At 55.9% G+C, this 14,598-nt stretch carries 17 protein-coding genes and 1 tRNA gene; 9 read left to right on the top strand and 9 right to left on the bottom strand.

The annotated features are described in order from the left end of the window. The first annotated feature begins 24 nt into the window (after nucleotides 1–24). Both ACY9XZ_RS12105 and ACY9XZ_RS12100 read left to right on the top strand, forming a co-directional pair. Nucleotides 25–252, top strand: coding sequence for a DUF5795 family protein (locus tag ACY9XZ_RS12105; protein WP_463457281.1), 228 nt, complete (start codon nucleotides 25–27; stop codon nucleotides 250–252). Between the two features lie 54 nt (nucleotides 253–306). Then, nucleotides 307–487, top strand: a tRNA-Trp gene (locus tag ACY9XZ_RS12100). A 58-nt stretch (nucleotides 488–545) separates the two neighbouring features. Here the strand turns inward: ACY9XZ_RS12100 and ACY9XZ_RS12095 are convergent. Together ACY9XZ_RS12095 and ACY9XZ_RS12090 are read right to left on the bottom strand one after the other, a co-directional pair. Next, on the bottom strand, nucleotides 546–977 hold the full coding sequence (locus ACY9XZ_RS12095) for a Zn-ribbon domain-containing OB-fold protein (RefSeq protein ID WP_463457280.1): 432 nt from the start codon (nucleotides 975–977) through the stop codon (nucleotides 546–548). Beyond that, on the bottom strand, nucleotides 974–2,143 hold the full coding sequence (locus ACY9XZ_RS12090; RefSeq protein WP_463457279.1) for a thiolase C-terminal domain-containing protein: 1,170 nt from the start codon (nucleotides 2,141–2,143) through the stop codon (nucleotides 974–976). Before ACY9XZ_RS12090 ends, ACY9XZ_RS12095 begins: the two co-directional genes overlap by 4 nt. A 269-nt stretch (nucleotides 2,144–2,412) precedes the next feature. Between ACY9XZ_RS12090 and ACY9XZ_RS12085 the strand changes: the two genes are divergently transcribed. Beyond that, a complete protein-coding gene (locus ACY9XZ_RS12085) occupies nucleotides 2,413–3,093 on the top strand; it encodes a carbonic anhydrase (protein WP_463457278.1) in 681 nt (226 codons plus the stop codon). Nucleotides 3,094–3,114: 21 nt separating this feature from the next. Here the strand turns inward: ACY9XZ_RS12085 and ACY9XZ_RS12080 are convergent, their stop codons facing one another. The 3 genes from ACY9XZ_RS12080 to ACY9XZ_RS12070 form a co-directional block, all read right to left on the bottom strand. Continuing rightward, nucleotides 3,115–3,924, bottom strand: a complete 810-nt coding sequence (locus tag ACY9XZ_RS12080; RefSeq protein WP_463457277.1) for a formate/nitrite transporter family protein — start codon at nucleotides 3,922–3,924, stop codon at nucleotides 3,115–3,117. A gap of 276 nt (nucleotides 3,925–4,200) precedes the next feature. Beyond that, entirely contained in the window at nucleotides 4,201–4,506 is a 306-nt protein-coding gene (locus ACY9XZ_RS12075) for a hypothetical protein (RefSeq protein ID WP_463457276.1), read from the bottom strand. A 40-nt stretch (nucleotides 4,507–4,546) separates the two neighbouring features. Then, the gene (locus ACY9XZ_RS12070) at nucleotides 4,547–4,963 is read right to left on the bottom strand and encodes a DUF7344 domain-containing protein (RefSeq protein ID WP_463457275.1); all 417 of its coding nucleotides are present in this window, start codon (nucleotides 4,961–4,963) and stop codon (nucleotides 4,547–4,549) included. A 190-nt stretch (nucleotides 4,964–5,153) separates the two neighbouring features. Between ACY9XZ_RS12070 and ACY9XZ_RS12065 the strand changes: the two genes are divergently transcribed. Further along, nucleotides 5,154–5,378 carry a hypothetical protein gene (locus tag ACY9XZ_RS12065; protein ID WP_463457274.1) on the top strand — a complete coding sequence of 75 codons (225 nt, stop codon included), beginning with the start codon at nucleotides 5,154–5,156 and terminating at the stop codon, nucleotides 5,376–5,378. A gap of 4 nt (nucleotides 5,379–5,382) precedes the next feature. On the opposite strand, the gene ACY9XZ_RS12060 is transcribed toward ACY9XZ_RS12065, so the two are convergent. Both ACY9XZ_RS12060 and ACY9XZ_RS12055 read right to left on the bottom strand, forming a co-directional pair. Beyond that, the gene (locus ACY9XZ_RS12060) at nucleotides 5,383–7,074 is read right to left on the bottom strand and encodes a hypothetical protein (RefSeq protein WP_463457273.1); all 1,692 of its coding nucleotides are present in this window, start codon (nucleotides 7,072–7,074) and stop codon (nucleotides 5,383–5,385) included. A 102-nt stretch (nucleotides 7,075–7,176) separates the two neighbouring features. Next, nucleotides 7,177–7,905: a hypothetical protein gene (locus ACY9XZ_RS12055; protein ID WP_463457272.1), complete on the bottom strand. Its 729-nt coding sequence runs from the start codon at nucleotides 7,903–7,905 to the stop codon at nucleotides 7,177–7,179. A gap of 151 nt (nucleotides 7,906–8,056) precedes the next feature. Here ACY9XZ_RS12055 and ACY9XZ_RS12050 point away from each other — a divergent pair, with 151 nt between their 5' ends. Beyond that, complete coding sequence (locus ACY9XZ_RS12050; RefSeq protein WP_463457271.1) at nucleotides 8,057–8,314, top strand: hypothetical protein; 258 nt, start codon at nucleotides 8,057–8,059, stop codon at nucleotides 8,312–8,314. Between the two features lie 129 nt (nucleotides 8,315–8,443). Here ACY9XZ_RS12050 and ACY9XZ_RS12045 read toward each other — a convergent pair whose 3' ends face one another. After that, complete coding sequence (locus ACY9XZ_RS12045; protein WP_463457270.1) at nucleotides 8,444–8,587, bottom strand: hypothetical protein; 144 nt, start codon at nucleotides 8,585–8,587, stop codon at nucleotides 8,444–8,446. Continuing rightward, nucleotides 8,584–8,901, bottom strand: a complete 318-nt coding sequence (locus ACY9XZ_RS12040; RefSeq protein ID WP_463457269.1) for a hypothetical protein — start codon at nucleotides 8,899–8,901, stop codon at nucleotides 8,584–8,586. Before ACY9XZ_RS12040 ends, ACY9XZ_RS12045 begins: the two co-directional genes overlap by 4 nt. 525 nt (nucleotides 8,902–9,426) lie before the next feature. Here ACY9XZ_RS12040 and ACY9XZ_RS12035 point away from each other — a divergent pair. The 4 genes from ACY9XZ_RS12035 (at nucleotide 9,427) to ACY9XZ_RS12020 (ending at nucleotide 14,597) form a co-directional block, all read left to right on the top strand. After that, complete coding sequence (locus ACY9XZ_RS12035; RefSeq protein WP_463457268.1) at nucleotides 9,427–9,756, top strand: hypothetical protein; 330 nt, start codon at nucleotides 9,427–9,429, stop codon at nucleotides 9,754–9,756. Next, nucleotides 9,753–10,484, top strand: coding sequence for a serine integrase family protein (locus tag ACY9XZ_RS12030; RefSeq protein ID WP_463457267.1), 732 nt, complete (start codon nucleotides 9,753–9,755; stop codon nucleotides 10,482–10,484). The genes ACY9XZ_RS12035 and ACY9XZ_RS12030 overlap by 4 nt, the downstream gene beginning before the upstream one ends. An 88-nt stretch (nucleotides 10,485–10,572) precedes the next feature. Further along, nucleotides 10,573–14,040, top strand: a complete 3,468-nt coding sequence (locus tag ACY9XZ_RS12025; protein ID WP_463457266.1) for an Eco57I restriction-modification methylase domain-containing protein — start codon at nucleotides 10,573–10,575, stop codon at nucleotides 14,038–14,040. Further along, nucleotides 14,040–14,597 carry a TATA-box-binding protein gene (locus ACY9XZ_RS12020; RefSeq protein WP_463457265.1) on the top strand — a complete coding sequence of 186 codons (558 nt, stop codon included), beginning with the start codon at nucleotides 14,040–14,042 and terminating at the stop codon, nucleotides 14,595–14,597. The genes ACY9XZ_RS12025 and ACY9XZ_RS12020 overlap by 1 nt, the downstream gene beginning before the upstream one ends. The last annotated feature ends 1 nt before the right edge of the window (nucleotide 14,598 follow it).

Below are 14,598 nucleotides of genomic sequence, written 5' to 3'. Positions count from 1 at the left end.
GCCCATCAGGCCCGGCTGTCCGGTATGAGCGACAACCGCGTTGTGCAGGGCCGGATGCAAACCCCCGAGAGCCTGGCCGAACTCATCGAAGGCGAGAGCGTCATGGACGCAGAACCAATCGAAGACGCCGAGAGGGACTGCCCCGACTGCGGCGAGAACGTCATCTCCGTGGGGTACATGCCCTCTGCAATGGAGTTTGTCACCGGCTACAAGTGCCAGGAGTGCGACTGGGCCGACACCGACCGCGACTGAGCGCCGTCTGCCAATCGAAATCCCTTTAATGCGAGTCGGCTTACGCCGGAGTGCGGGGTCGTGGCCTAGTCCGGGAAGGCGGCTGACTCCAGAGGCCACGCGCCTGGGACGACACTTCGAGGGCTGATATACTGAGCGGCCGGCTGATCACCGGCTCGCAACGATGACCCTCTGGAGTTCCGAGGCGCAGGACGGAGATATCAGCCGATCGGGGGTTCAAATCCCTCCGACCCCATTCCCTTTGTCGATACATCGCTCAGCTGTGCCACCAGGTTCTCTTCCACTCGGTCGCCTCACCGCGGCTCGAAGACGTGGGCAGGCCAGTCGCTCTCGTAATCGAGCGCGATCTCCCGCTCTGCATCCGTCGGCTCGCGGACCGTGAGTTCGACCGGGTCGCCGATAGCCACCTCGTCGTAGTCGGCGGCCACGCGCCCGAGAAGTCGGCCACCGTCCGCGAGTTCCACGACGGCGACCGTGTAGGGCGCGTCCGCAGCGAACGCCGGCGGCGGCGTGTGGACCGCCGTGTACGAGAACACCTCGCCCTCGGGGGACTGCGGTTCGACGTCGACATTGCGGCTGCCGCAGGCGTAGCAGGCCGGCCGCGGCGGCAACAGGACCTGTCCGCAGTCCGCACAGACTCCGCCCAGGAGTTCGCCGTCCGCGAGGGCGTCGAAGAAGCCCGGCAGCGTCCGCGGGTCGGTCGCACCGAGATCGCCGTCAGTCATCGTGCCTCCGCCGTCGTGAGCACGTGACTGACGGTGACGGCGTCCCCGACGCCCCCTTCGTTGAGCAGCAGGGCCGTCTCGGCCCCCTCGACCGCGCGGTCGCCTGCGGCCCCCGTGAGCTGTTCGTAGGCCTCGAGCGCCTGCAAGAGGCCGGTCGCGCCGATGGGGTGACCACGGGCCTTGAGTCCGCCGCTGGGGCTCAACTGTACGTCCGTCCAGCCGTCGGCCCGCTCAGCCGGCGCCCGATAGCTCTGATAGCCCGTTCCCTTGGGGGCGAAGCCGGCGGCCTCCGCGAGCAAGGCCTCGCAGACGGTGAAGGCGTCGTGGACCTCCGCGAAGTCGACGGCCGCGGCGTCGATGCCCGCCTCCTCGTAGGCCGTCTCGGTGGCGACGCGAGCGCCGGCGATGTCGGTCATGTCCCGCTCGGCGACGGCGATGTTGTTCGCTGAGGCCCCGCTGCCCGCGACGCGAACCTGCGGTCGGTCCAGGTCGGCCGCCAGTTCGGCGGACGTCACGAGGACGGCTGCAGCGCCGTCCCCGACCGGTGCACAGTCGAAGAGCTTCAGCGGTGGGGCGACGGGGTCAGATTCCATGACCGTCGCCACGTCGATCTCCTTCGGGAACTGTGCCCGGGGGTTGTGAGCGGCGTTAGCGTGGTTCTTCACTGCGATTTCGGCGAGGTCGCGCTCCGTCGCGTCGGTCTCGTGGAGGTAGCGCTGGCCGAGCAGTGCGTACTGGCTGGGCGCGGTGATGCCGGAGCGCTGCTCGATGGCGCGGTCGAACGCCGCCGACAGCGCGTCCGTCGCGCCGCTGGTACCCCCGGCGGTCATCTTCTCGACGCCACAGGCGAGCACGGCGTCGTGTTCGCCGTTGCGGACGTCCTTCACCGCGTGCCGCAGGGCGAGCGCGCCCGCGGCGGCACACCCCTCGACCCGCTCGGCGGGGACGTGACGGAGGCCGGCCCACTCGGCCAGGAGCGTCCCGTGCATTATCTGGTGTTCGTAGCTCTCCGACTGGTTACCGACGTACACCGCCTCAACGAGGTCGGCAGGGTCGGGCAGGTCGTCGAACGCCTCCGCGAGGGCGACCGAGAACAGGTCCCGGCCCGGGAGGTCCGTGCGGCCGAGCGGCGAGGCGCCGACGGACGCGATGACTGGCTCTGGCATGCGTGCGATTTCCTCGCAAGGGATATTATTAGGTGTTCGTATTCTACGCTCGACTGAAATTTCGCGCCATTGAACTACTCGCCAATCGGCGCCGACGCCGTTGAAACCCACAGTCGGCGATGGATTCACCCTCTCACTGTCATGCTCAGAGCGTCGGTTCGGCCTCGCACGGGTTTTCGAGGGGTGACCGACTTAGCCGGTGTCAACTCTGGGCGGTCAGCGCCGTCCGAGTCCAATGAGTTTACTTCGTGGCGGCTATCTGCCCACGCATGAGCCAGCTATTACGCACGTTACTCGCCGGAAACGCCGATCACGCGGCGGCGTTCCGGGACCGGTTCGACAGCGTCCAGAACGCACAGACGCCGGACGCCGTAACGGTCTGTTGCTCCGATTCGCGCGTCCTCCAGGACCACATGTGGGGCAACAGCGAACCGGGGCACCTCTTTACGTGTAGCAACATCGGGAATCGAGTCATCCAGCGGACTGCCTCCGGCGAGGCGGTGTCCGGCGACGTGTTGTACCCGATCGAACACACGATGACCGAAACTGCCATCGTTATCGGCCACACTGGCTGTGGAGCGGTGACGGCGACATACGACGACCTGACAGACGGGCTCGACGAACCGGCGGGTATCGAACACTGTCTCAGCGTCCTCAAACCACACCTCGCGCCCGGAGTGGAGCGACTCCCAGAGGACATCGAGCGGGCTGCGGCCGTCAACCGCCTCGTCGAGTACAACGTCGACAGACAGGTCGAGTTCCTGCGAAGCAGTGACGACGTTCCCGACGCTGTCGACGTGTTCGGCGTCGTTTACGATTTTCAGGACGCGTACGACGGCCAGCGGGGTGAAGTCCACGTCATCAACGTCGACGGCGAAATCGATGTCGACGCCCTCCGGGCGGCACATCCCGATATCGAATCGCGTATCAACCGTCTCTGGGAGTACTAGCTGCCCTCTGGTTCACACTGTTCAGCCCCCACCGCGAACGACGTGCCCGTATTTTAATAGACTGACAAACACGCCCCCTCCAACCGCATTCCCGACAGTCGCTATTCCGAGGAACGTTACATAGTCGAGGACCGATATTTCGGTGGAAAGAAACACCCCAAACAGCACCTCGACGTTCCCTGCGATCGAGTGTGGAAGATGGAGAATACCGATCGAGGCAGTGACGAGCCAGATGATAAGCAGGCGACTGGTGGTGTCTTTTGCGGCGGTTATCAGCCACGCTAACAGCCCCATGAGCCACCCCGCGAGGATGCCCGCGACGAACAGCCACCTGGGCTCGTGGGAGACCAGCTTTTGGGCAATGGTTACGAACGCCTCTGGGCTTGCGACCCCGAGGTTCGGCATCAACAGGACGACGAACAAGGCGAATAATGCGCCTCCTACGATGTTACTGGTCCAGATCAACGCCCAGAGTCGGGCCAGCTTTCCGAGCGATTCGCGATTGTCAAGCACGGGCATCACTGCGAGAGTCGTGTGTTCAGTGAACAGTTCCGATCGTGCGATGATAACGAAGATGAATCCGATGGAGTAGGCACTCGCCAGTAGTAGCTCCGTACCGATATCACCGTAGCCACCTTCGGAGACCGTAAGCATGACTGCCATCAGCAGCGGCCCGAACCCGATATCGAGGCCGGCTGAGAACCCTGAAAGTAAGAGTCCTGAAGTCCCGCGCTCCATCTCGTGCTGGGCGGACTCAATTATCGACTCCAGTATCTGCGGCGCCGAGGTCTGTTCTCCCGTGATTTCTACTTCAGAATCTGACCCTCCCACGTCAAATCTCTCCGTTACTGGAGATTTCCGGTCTATCGAACTCGTGTCTGCGGGTCACTATGGACGACAGTCAAAGAGTAGCGTGATAAAAGTTAACGAGACTCACGCTGCTCGACTTTGTTCAGGTAGACAATTTCCATTATGTGCTGTTGCGAAATTGGCGGTGGAGTAGCCAGCTGTATCTCCAGAATTACGGCGTTTTGACGCTTCTAAAGAGCCTGTATTTAAACGAACTAGTGGATTCACCAAGGGCGGGGGTTTTGAGCGAGAGCTCAACTAAAATGCCCGGTCGTATTTGGTCGTCCACCACCCCAATATCAGCAACATCACCATCGCGTTGACGATGACCATGGCGATGTTCCAGCTGGTTATCGGTGGTATCCAGAGCGGAAGGAGTGTCTCGATATAGAGTTCGACGAAGACTGGAAGCGTATCGGTGCGGGTCGGCATGCTGTCAAAGAAGTCTCCGGTCAGAAGGAGGAGCTGAAATGCAGTTGTAACCCCGACTGCGATGCCATAGGCGAAGATCGCTTGTTGGCTGAATAGACTGCCGAAGAAGTAGTTGACACTTCGTTGTCGCATATGCAGTACGCCCCAACTGAGGGCTATAGTGGTGCCGACGCTAGCCGTTCAGTCGGCGGCAGAAGGAGGTATACGCTCGCCACAGACGTTGCGGCGTTTCCGTGGGGGTCACTACTTTCCGGTCTTCGTCGTACTCGATGTATCCGTCCATCGAGATGAGGTGAGTCTGTACCAGCGCGATGTAGACGCGCTCGCGTTGTTTCGAGGTCAGTTCTTCCACCGAGCAGTTGTTCTCCCGTGCAGCCACTTCCTCGGCTAAGTCGGCCACCGTTACGGTTGCTTCTGGTGGGTATTCGGCCAAGACTTCGATCGCCCACCGACGGCGTTCTGAGGACAGGATCTCCATCGCGTCATTGTGATCGATGTCTGTGATGTGTGACTGTGATCTGTGAGTGTGACTTGAAGATGTGATGGCTGACTTGAGACGATCGATGAGCCTGTTGATTTTCAGTTTCATAGAGTGTATCTCGGGCGTGTCGCCCGCGGCAACACAACACTATTGCGCGGGCGACCGGTCGCGGACGGCTAGCGCGAAGACCAGCTTTCTCTGCTTACCAGCTTTATACCAGGACTATCGTACATTTAGCCGATATGATCAATACTGCAATCCTCCCCTCTGACTGGTGCTGGAACTCAGGTGGATGGTCATGCGCACAGCCCGACGCAGCTGCTTCGAGCACGAGAGCTCACCGTGTATATCGACCTTTGCCCACCGAGAACACGAAGGGCTATTCGACGCCGACGAAGGGCTGCGGACAATTGCCAAACTGTATCCCTCCCACGACACGCTCGAAGGCGTCCAATTCCGCGACCAGGTGGAGATCGCTTCAGTTGAAGAGATGCCGGCGTCGCTCGGCAAATACTGTCGGTGAGAAATTATGCTGTAGCTGGGTCTGGTTGGATACTCGTAGCGTTAGTACATTCTTCGATACCCTCGATAATGTTCTCAGCGGTGGTTTCCCATTCGTCGTAGTCGATTTCAGGTTCGATAGCGTGGAGTTCCTCGGCGAGATCTTTGGGGTTAACGTTGCCCCAGTCGAAGAGCGTCTCGACGTTGAAGGTGTTCTTGAGTGGTTTGTAGTTGTCTCGGATGACGCGTTTCTGTTCGCGATTGAGTTGGGGGGCAACGACGTTGAATGGGATTACTCGGAGGAGTTCGTCGACGGAGACTTCGCGAGTGATGTTTTCAGTGGCGATTTCTGCGGCGAGGCCAGTTGAGCCGATTTGCAGGGATTCGATGTATTCGAAGTTTTTCTCGGTCGTGGATTCCCACCAGTCGGATTCAGTGTGTTCAATGACTTCCTCTTTCGTCGGGTGAGATTTGTAATCGGGGGCTTCGAAGGGCAATACGGCAACGAACGCGCCTTCATTGAGTTCCTCCTTCGGTGGTAGAAGTGGTTTGATCTCTTCGTTGAGGAATGTGTCTGTGTCGGGGTAGTCGCGGGTGGTGTAGATGAGGCGTGTGCTGAGCAAGACCTCCTCGAATTCGGTATTGCGTTTGACTTCCCAAGTGCCGAGTTTGATGGTCGGGTATTTGGCCTCTAGGATAGCTTTTGCTCCATGCGGGTCGTTTTCGTTGATGAGTTTACTGGAGATGAGGAGATAGCTGCTGTACTGGGATTCTCGTTCGTTTAGTTCTTCCTCAACTTCCTTCAGTTTCTCTCGAATGACGTCTTCGTGGATATTGCCGATGTCGAGTTTTCCTGTTCGAACGAGATCTGCGAGCGTTGAGCGTAGTTCTTCGATTTGCCGGTTGTTTTTGAGTACGTGTTTGAAGCGTTGTTCGTCGCTGTAGTTGCGGAGGAATTCGTCAGTGAGCTCCCGGTCAGAGCGAGTTCGGTCGTACTCAAAGACATCCCCGGGTGTAGACTCAGTGTGATTCTCAAGGCAGAATGCTTCGTAGCACGTGAGGATCTTGTCGGCTGCGTCTCCGAGTGGGTAGAATGTGCAGCCGCTGATGAGCTGGTCGATTTGGGTGACGAGTTTGTAGCGTTCTGTGGAGTTAGTGGCGTGGTCTACGTGGTAGGTGAGGATGGTGATGAGGCGTGCTTCGAGTTCGTTCTGGGGGGTGTTGGGGTATATCGATTCGGCGATGGTTCGGTATGTCGTGGCTGGAGAGAGTTCGCCGTCGTGTTCTTCGGTGACCGTGCTAGCGATGTCGTTTCGTTTGTCGGTGTCGATGGTGGGGACAGCCATATTGAGGTGCGTTTCGGCTGTCTCGACGAATTCGTCTACGAGTCGTTGGGCTTCTTGTTCGCGTTCTAATTCGTCTTGGATTGTTTGGAAGTGGTGTGTGAGTCTGTTGAATTTGGGGATCGTGAGGTCTAGGAGTGCGAGGAGTGCTCGGCGTTTCAGAGGTGAGAGAGTGTTTCGGGCTCGGTCGACAAGGTATGGGAGAAGGCGTGTACCGTTTACTCGGTGTGAAAATCCGAAGACGATTGCACTGGTTGCGAGTAGTGCCAGTTGTTGGGTTCCTGTGGTGAGGAGTCCGGCGAGTAGCAGTCCTCCGCTGAGTAGGTATCCAGTTGTGTTCGACCTTGGTGTGTGGGTGTCCTGTTGGTTTTCCATTGGACATCAATCGGCGACGAACCGTTTTTGACATATTGCTGACTCTCGATTATAACTGTTTTGCTGGTTTATCCGAGAAGGGAGTTAGGAAGTACCGATCGTCTAGTTGAAGTCGTCGAGAGTTGTTTCAGAGCGGTTCTCTGATGAGTGATCATCGAAGGTGGTGATTGGTTCGTCGTACGCATTCGTATCAGAATAGCCAGATAAATTGGCGGGTGAGAATTTATCTGTGAATCTCTGGATGGATTCGTCGATTGGTTCTCGGTGCAGTTTCCCGTACTGTTGATAGGGTGCTTTCGCTACTTTCCCGACGGAGGAGTTCCATAGAACCCGTTCGCCTTGGAGTTGCGGACGGACGGCGTTGGCGGAGATGAGACACTCGAAGAGTGCGCCGCGGAAGGAGTGGTACTCAAGGACTTCGACGTTTTTGCGCTGATCTCCTGGTTCACGGACGAACAGCCAGTTGATGCCATCGGTGGCGATGCCGTATTGGGTGTGGGCTGTTCTGTGATGGAGGTATTCTCGGAGGTCTTTGATTGCGCGTTTGTAGTGGTTGAGGCGCTTGCATTCGCCGAAGATGGGTTGGTCGGTGTTGCGGATGTGGAGGTCAATGGAGCCGCCGTGTCCTTCGTGGTACCATTCGCTGATGTAGTCCAGTCCGACAGCTTCGCAGATAGGCCAGATGAGGTATTGGTTGACGAATTGTTCGGGGTCTTGTTTGAGGTCTTGCTTCCCGACTTCGTCTTTTTGCCCCAAGAGGATGGGTTCAATATGGGTAGGGACGCGTCGAATGAGTTCGTCGCAGAACGTTTCGATTGCAGTTCCAGCCACGTTTGTTGGGTGTTTTTGGAGTGTTTACTTATCGATTCCGGGTGGTTGTGGATATTGAGGGAGTCGGTTTAGATTGACCGCGAGTGTTGTCGTTTTTCGATCCGAGTTGCTGAGTAACATTTTTAATGTCGGTCTGTCGTGGTATTGATGGATGACCGAAACGCTGTATGGTGAATTCGCTACTGTCGCAGACGAGACTGCTGAGTTCACAGTTTACGACGATAACAACGATAAGCAGTGCTATGCTCGGTACCCGGTAAATGATCTGCCTGCTGATGCCGAGCCAGGTGATGTTTTCACTGTGGAGGTGGACGAGACCGACCAAGAAATTGTATCACTTGAGTCGAATCCGGAGAAAACGGAGGAGTTCAAGCAGCAGCGTGAAGATGCTGTGGATACGCTTTCGTAAGTTCGCGTCCTGATTTTCGTCCTTGTTGAAACTCTCTACTTCGGATAGGATGGAATCAACCGTACACGACTTACCAAAACGCGAGCGCTACGAGAGGATTAGCGTCGGTGGAGAGCGGTTGGCCGGGCGTCACTCATCGACTTCGCCGTCGTCAGTGTCGAGGATGGCCAGTTGAACTTCAGTATCTGCGTATTCTGAGCCGAGGGTGATGCGGCCTCGGGTGTCGGCTTTCCGTTCGATGATTTGGTCGGAGCTTTCGATGTAGACTTTCATTTTTCTTTAGTTTTGACGTGCCAGTGGTAGCCGTCCGGGCTGTTCTCGATGCAGTCGTTGTAGTACTGTTCGACTGTTTCTGCTTCCCACCACCCCGGGTTCGATAATTTGATGGACAGTGTGCCTTCGTCTGGGTCGAAGCGAACGCTGTCGGCCTTCAGTGAGTGATCTGGGTCGAACAGCCGATTGATGTCTTCTGTTACTGTCGGGCCGGTCACGTCGTGGGTTTCCAGCCAGTGGTAGATTTCGGGTGCGTTCTCGATGGTTTGTTCGTCTTCTGCGAACGGGAATTCGGTTTGGTTTTGTTCTACCATTCTTTGCCTGTATGTATTCCCCACACTGTATTAAGACTGTGGGGTGAGTAGCGGTTATTTACCCACGATTGTCGCTTACCAACTCACTATGTTCTGTATCTGTGAGTCTAGACTGTGAGGTGTGCCTGTGACCCATGAGTATGACCTGGTCGAGTCACATGTGACTGTGATCTGTGACCGGACAGTGACGAAGTGAGGTGTGCGCGTTCGGTGAGAAGATGCGATGGGTGAGCGCGAGGAGACGATTCAGCGTTGGAAGAACGGCATGGGGATCTCTTTGGCGATCTGAGCTAGTATCCGGAGTGTCTCGAGGGAAGACGAGCGCGACTCATCGACCTACCCGGTTTAATGTTTGTGTACAAGCATGCAATCCGTAGCAGTGTGCAAGGGTTAACCGAGCGTACTCAGGAGGACTGACTGACGTGAGACCCGATGTGTTGTGAGTTTGTTTCTGTTCACGGGGTCGGGATTCTGTGCTCGTCTTTTCCTTTATAAGTGTTCACGTACAATAACATACGTGAACGGATGACCCGCGTACAAACCAAGAAATCCGGCAGAATCGTGACAACCATTCCCATCGATTATGCCGAGACCCTCCCCGACCTCGCTGGCCAACACCTCTCCTGGCATGTCGAGTCCCGCGACAGCCTCAGCGCCAACCCAGAAGGCCACCAGAACCCAGACGGAACCAAAACAACACAAGTACAGTACAACGAAAGCGCCGACCAATACTCAGTCGCCATCCCCACGGCGCTCGCGCACGCGATGCACATGATCGATGCCGATCTCGACTGGGACATCAAACGCGGACGCTTCTACATCACCATCGAATCCCGCCGAGGTGACACAGAATGAGTCGCGCACTCAGATTCATCCGGAGCTCCCAAGGCGAACGCGACAAAGTCAGTCTCGCCCTTCAGCGTGAAACAACGACTGAGCTCCACGAAGAACACGGATACTCTGCCGACCAAGTAGACGACGTTGACCTCGGCATCCACACCGGATTCAGCAGACACACTCGAGGCATCGAGTCTGAGAACCGTCTGGACGCGAACCCAGAAGTACAGGCTGCTATTGAACGCCTCCGCGACGGCGAGTACGACCACGTCTTCGCGTTCGATGACACGCGTATCTGCCGGGACGACTTCTACTTCGTCATCAAGGACGCCGCCATACAGGGCGGTGCAGAATTCGTGTTCGCCGACGATATCGACCCAGAATCCCTCGCATTCCGCGTGAAGCGCGTTGTTGAGATGTGGGTGAAGCTCCAAGAGATTGCGAAGTCAAAGGAGGCTCGTGCCGAGCGCCGGGAGAACGGTGGCCGCGAAGGAGAACCACCAACCGGTCTGGATTGGGACGACGACCGTCTCGGCTGGGAGCCCGACGAGGACTTCGAAGAGGTACTTCGAGTCTTGGCGATGAAAGATGCAGGGTACACCCACAGAGAAGTTGTCGAAGCAGTTGATGTTGTGGGCAGTACCGGTACCGTTTCAAACATCCTCGATCGGCGGGAGGAGTATGAGGAGCAGATGATTGAGCATGGGTACGCCTATCCCGAATTGGATTCCGCTTCAGCGGACTAGCCGGGTCGTTCAGGCTTTATGTCGTATGCTCATTACTTCCATTCTGGTTGGTCTACTTTTATAATCCCGCACTGTTTCTGACTCGGTAATGCCGGAATCGCTTGACCTCTCCGATGCTGAAGAAAGCTTCATTGAGGAGATTTTGAACGAATATGCCGCTATCTATCGGGAAATCGACTTCGAAGATCGACGTGAGCCTGACGTCGTTCCGCGCATTATCAACCACCTTTTCATCAACGTTCTTGACCACTCCGAGGATGACTACGAACAGGAAAACGATTGGAACGACATTATCTTTCGCGACGACGACGATAACGCGGTTATTGTTGTTGAGGCGAAGCGACGGAGTGTAGACGTCGAGGAGGGAATTGAGCAAGGATTCGAGTACGCTGGTGAGCGAAACTACGTCGAATACTTCGTTTCAACCAATCTCGACAAGTTCCAGGTGTACGAAACGTGTGATCCCGATCACCCTGATGCAGTCACACACGAAGGTTACTCCGCGCGACAAATTGCCGACATCAACTTCGAGAGCCTAGTCAACAAGGAAACCGGTCGTGCACTTATGTCAGAAGTTGATATCGAGCAATACCAGGATCTTCTCGAACTAAACAAGCTTCGACGTGAGGAGGTTGCGGATATCGAGAAGTTCGATAATTTCGATCTGCCACCATCCCAGATTCAGAACGTCGCGACCGACGAGGGCTTCGACAACCTGCTTGACGCGCTCGAGAAAAGCATCAACGAATACTTCATGGTGTACTCGTTGAAGCGGTTCGACGAGTACCAGGAGCGCTACGAGCAGCTGAAACAGGAGCGGGATCAGCTCAAAAGCGAACTGGAAGACGTACAGAGTGGCGGTGCAACAGACACTGATGAAGAAGCGGAGCTGAAGCGACAGGTCAGTGATATCGAGGAAGAGTGGGAGCCGTATCGTCGGTTCAGAGAAGACTACGAAGTGTGGAAGCAACTGTCGAATCGTGTTGGGGAAGAGGAAGCGGAGAACAAGCGCATCTTCTGCCGTGAGTCTGTCTACACGCAAATCAACAAAATTCTCTTCATCCGGATTGCCGAGGACAAAGGTTTGCTAAACACGATGGTTAGCAACGGCGGTGTTAACGACTTCTTCGGGTTCTGGTCGGACTACGCCAAGTACACTGGCCCGGAGAAGGACTACCGCGACCTGTTCGATGCCGCTTGTGACGAGATGATGGAGATCTACGAGCACCTCTATAGCGGCAGCATCTTCGACTGGGAACTCCGTGATGGTTCCTCACTCAACGAGATTTTCAGGAAGACGTTCTGGCACCTGAACCACTACGATTTCGAGGATGTCGATCGTGACGTGCTCGGGCACCTGTACGAACAGCACCTGCCGAAGGAGGAACGGCAGACGCTCGGAGAGTTCTACACCCCAACTGAGGTTGTTAACTTCATTCTTGATCGGCTTGACTACACGGCTGACAGACCCATCGAACACCAGGATGTTCTCGACCCTGCAACTGGGTCAGGTACCTTCCTTGTGCAAGCCGCAAATCGACTCGTTGAGCGCCTAGAGCGAAAAGGGGTCGAACCGAAAGAAGCGTTAGAAATCGTGCAGTCCCGGCTTCACGGGCTTGATCTCAATCCATTCGCAGTCAACATCGCCCAAATCAACCTCGTCTTCCAGATCGTCGATTTGTACAAGGATGTCAAAGACGATCACCCGCACTACACGATTGACAACTTCAAAATCTACCAGACAGACTCCCTCAAACGAGGTATTAACTCCAAGCTCGGCGGGTTCCATAGCGATACGATCGTCCGAAAATACCAGGAAGACAAACAACGGGCGGACGCCATCAAGAACGACACATACGATATCGTCATCGGGAACCCGCCGTACGTCTACTACAACGATATCCCCAAAGGTGACCGTGAGGCCTACAACGAGGCGTTCCCGAAAGCAGCACACCGGCAATACGACGTCTCGATCCTGTTCACTGACAGCGTCCGTGACTGGCTCGCACCAGGCGGGAAAGTCGGATATATCACGTCGAACAAGTTCACCACTAACCAGTACGCACGAAAGCTGCGAAAGAACCTGCCACGATACGTCTTCGTAAACGAGTTTATCGATTTCGCTGATGCTGGTGTGTTCGAGGACGCTGTGAACTATCCCTGCGTGTTCGTGATGCAGCGGAAAGACGACGAGGAAGAAGGTAGTACGGAAGAATACAGCTTCCCGTTCATCAAAGTCGAGGAAGACATGGGGGATACCCTCGAGTTACTCAACCACATCGAGGAGCATCTCGGTGATGAATACGAAGATGAGTATATCACTGGGTTCCCTGTGTCCTCTGAATCTCTCGACGAGCAGTCTTGGAAGTTCATCCCGGAAGCTGACAGCAAAGTACTGAGCGCAGTCCACGATGGCGCTGACCACAACCGAGTACTGGAAGACGTCTGTGACTACATCGAGTCCGGGATTAAGCCTGGGAAGCTTCACGCGTATCTTGTTTCAGACGAGGAAATCGAGGAGAACGAACTGGAAACCGAGATTATCCATCCGGTTCTCAAAGGTGGGGATATTCGTCGGTGGCGGAAGCCCGAACCTCCACAGAAACTGATCTACGCACACCCTGACTACGATATCGAGGACTATCCGAATATCGAAGAGTACCTCGAGCAGTACCGTGACGAACTCGAGGGACGCACCGATGTTGACTCGTGGTGGGAGCTTCGTGAGCCGCGCCCGAAGGCGACAAACGATGACAAGAAAATCATCGTCCCGAAGATCGCGTACTTCAACAACTTCACCTTCCTTGACGGCGAGGGGTATCCGGTCACCACGATCTACTACGGTGCCCCAAGCAACGACGACGACTATAATTTCCTTCTTGGGCTGGCCAACAGCATCGTGATGCAGTTCTACATGCGGATGGAGTCCCCCAAGTACCGAGGGGCGTATCTGCACTACTACGGTAACATCTGGGGCGAGTTCCCGCTCGCGCGAGACAGTGATCTTGAGGAGGCGATTGGCGAGAAAACCGAAGAAATCGTGGAGTTCATCAATTCCCTTGAGGACGCAGACGACATTCTCGATGACCCGTCACGCGTCTATGAAGACTACGACGTCGATACGCTCCCTCTAACCGAGCACCCTGCGATTGAGTCGTTTGATCTCGGTGATGTCGAGGTTGGTGAGGCAACTGTCCAAGACAACAAAATCACGTTCGGTAACCTGACTGCTGAGATTTCCTTCTTTGAGGAATATTCCGAGCATCAGGAGCTGTTGGAAATGCTGCTCGAAATGAAGACCTTCGCGGTTGCGGAAGAACTCAAGGAGATTCCGCTCCCTGTTGGTGACGGTGAGCTTGACGCGATTATGGACACTCTTGAAACTGTCGGGCAGGATATTGAGACGGCTAGCGAGGAGATGCGTGAACTTCAGGAGGATCTCGACGAGTTAGTGCTTGACCTCTACGACTTTGGTGAAGAGGAACGTGATCTCATCGAGGAACGTACTCCGACACCAAGTAATCCCCTTGACACGCGCGTTGTGAAAGAGGACTGATGGTCTCTGTAGTGAATGTCGTTGGTGCCGGGACTCTCGGGACTGAAGTTGATCTGTCTGCTGTCGGGAGGGAGATTACGGCTGAGACTGTTCGATATGAACCTGGGAACCATCCTGGGATGTACCTTCGGTTCACTACAGAAGGCCCGATGGTTACCGTTTACCGTACTGGGAGCTATCATATCACGGGCGCAGGGTCGCCGGAAGAGATGCATGAGACTCATCGAGAGTTTTTGAGTGCGCTCCAGGATCTCGGGGTTGGGATTTCTGTGGAACGGTGTTTAGACAAGTTCTCGGTGCGGAACGTTGTCTGTACGGCTGAGTATCCCACCGAAATCAATCTCAATGCAGCTGCGATCGGGCTTGGGCTTGAACATACGGAGTATGAGCCGGAGCAGTTCCCAGGGCTTGTGTATCGGCTTCATGACCCGTCTGCTGTTCTTTTGTTGTTTGCTTCGGGGAAGGTGGTCATCACTGGTGTTCCGAATGTTGAATCGGCGAGTGAAGCCTTTGAAGTGGTTAAGGAAAAACTGGATTCGCTCTTTACAGAGAGTTGAT

The sequence above is a fragment of the Haloarcula sp. HT12 genome, assembly GCF_055271655.1.
The sequence above is the reverse complement of the archived record's forward strand: the minus strand, read 5'-3'. Positions and strand labels throughout refer to the sequence as shown.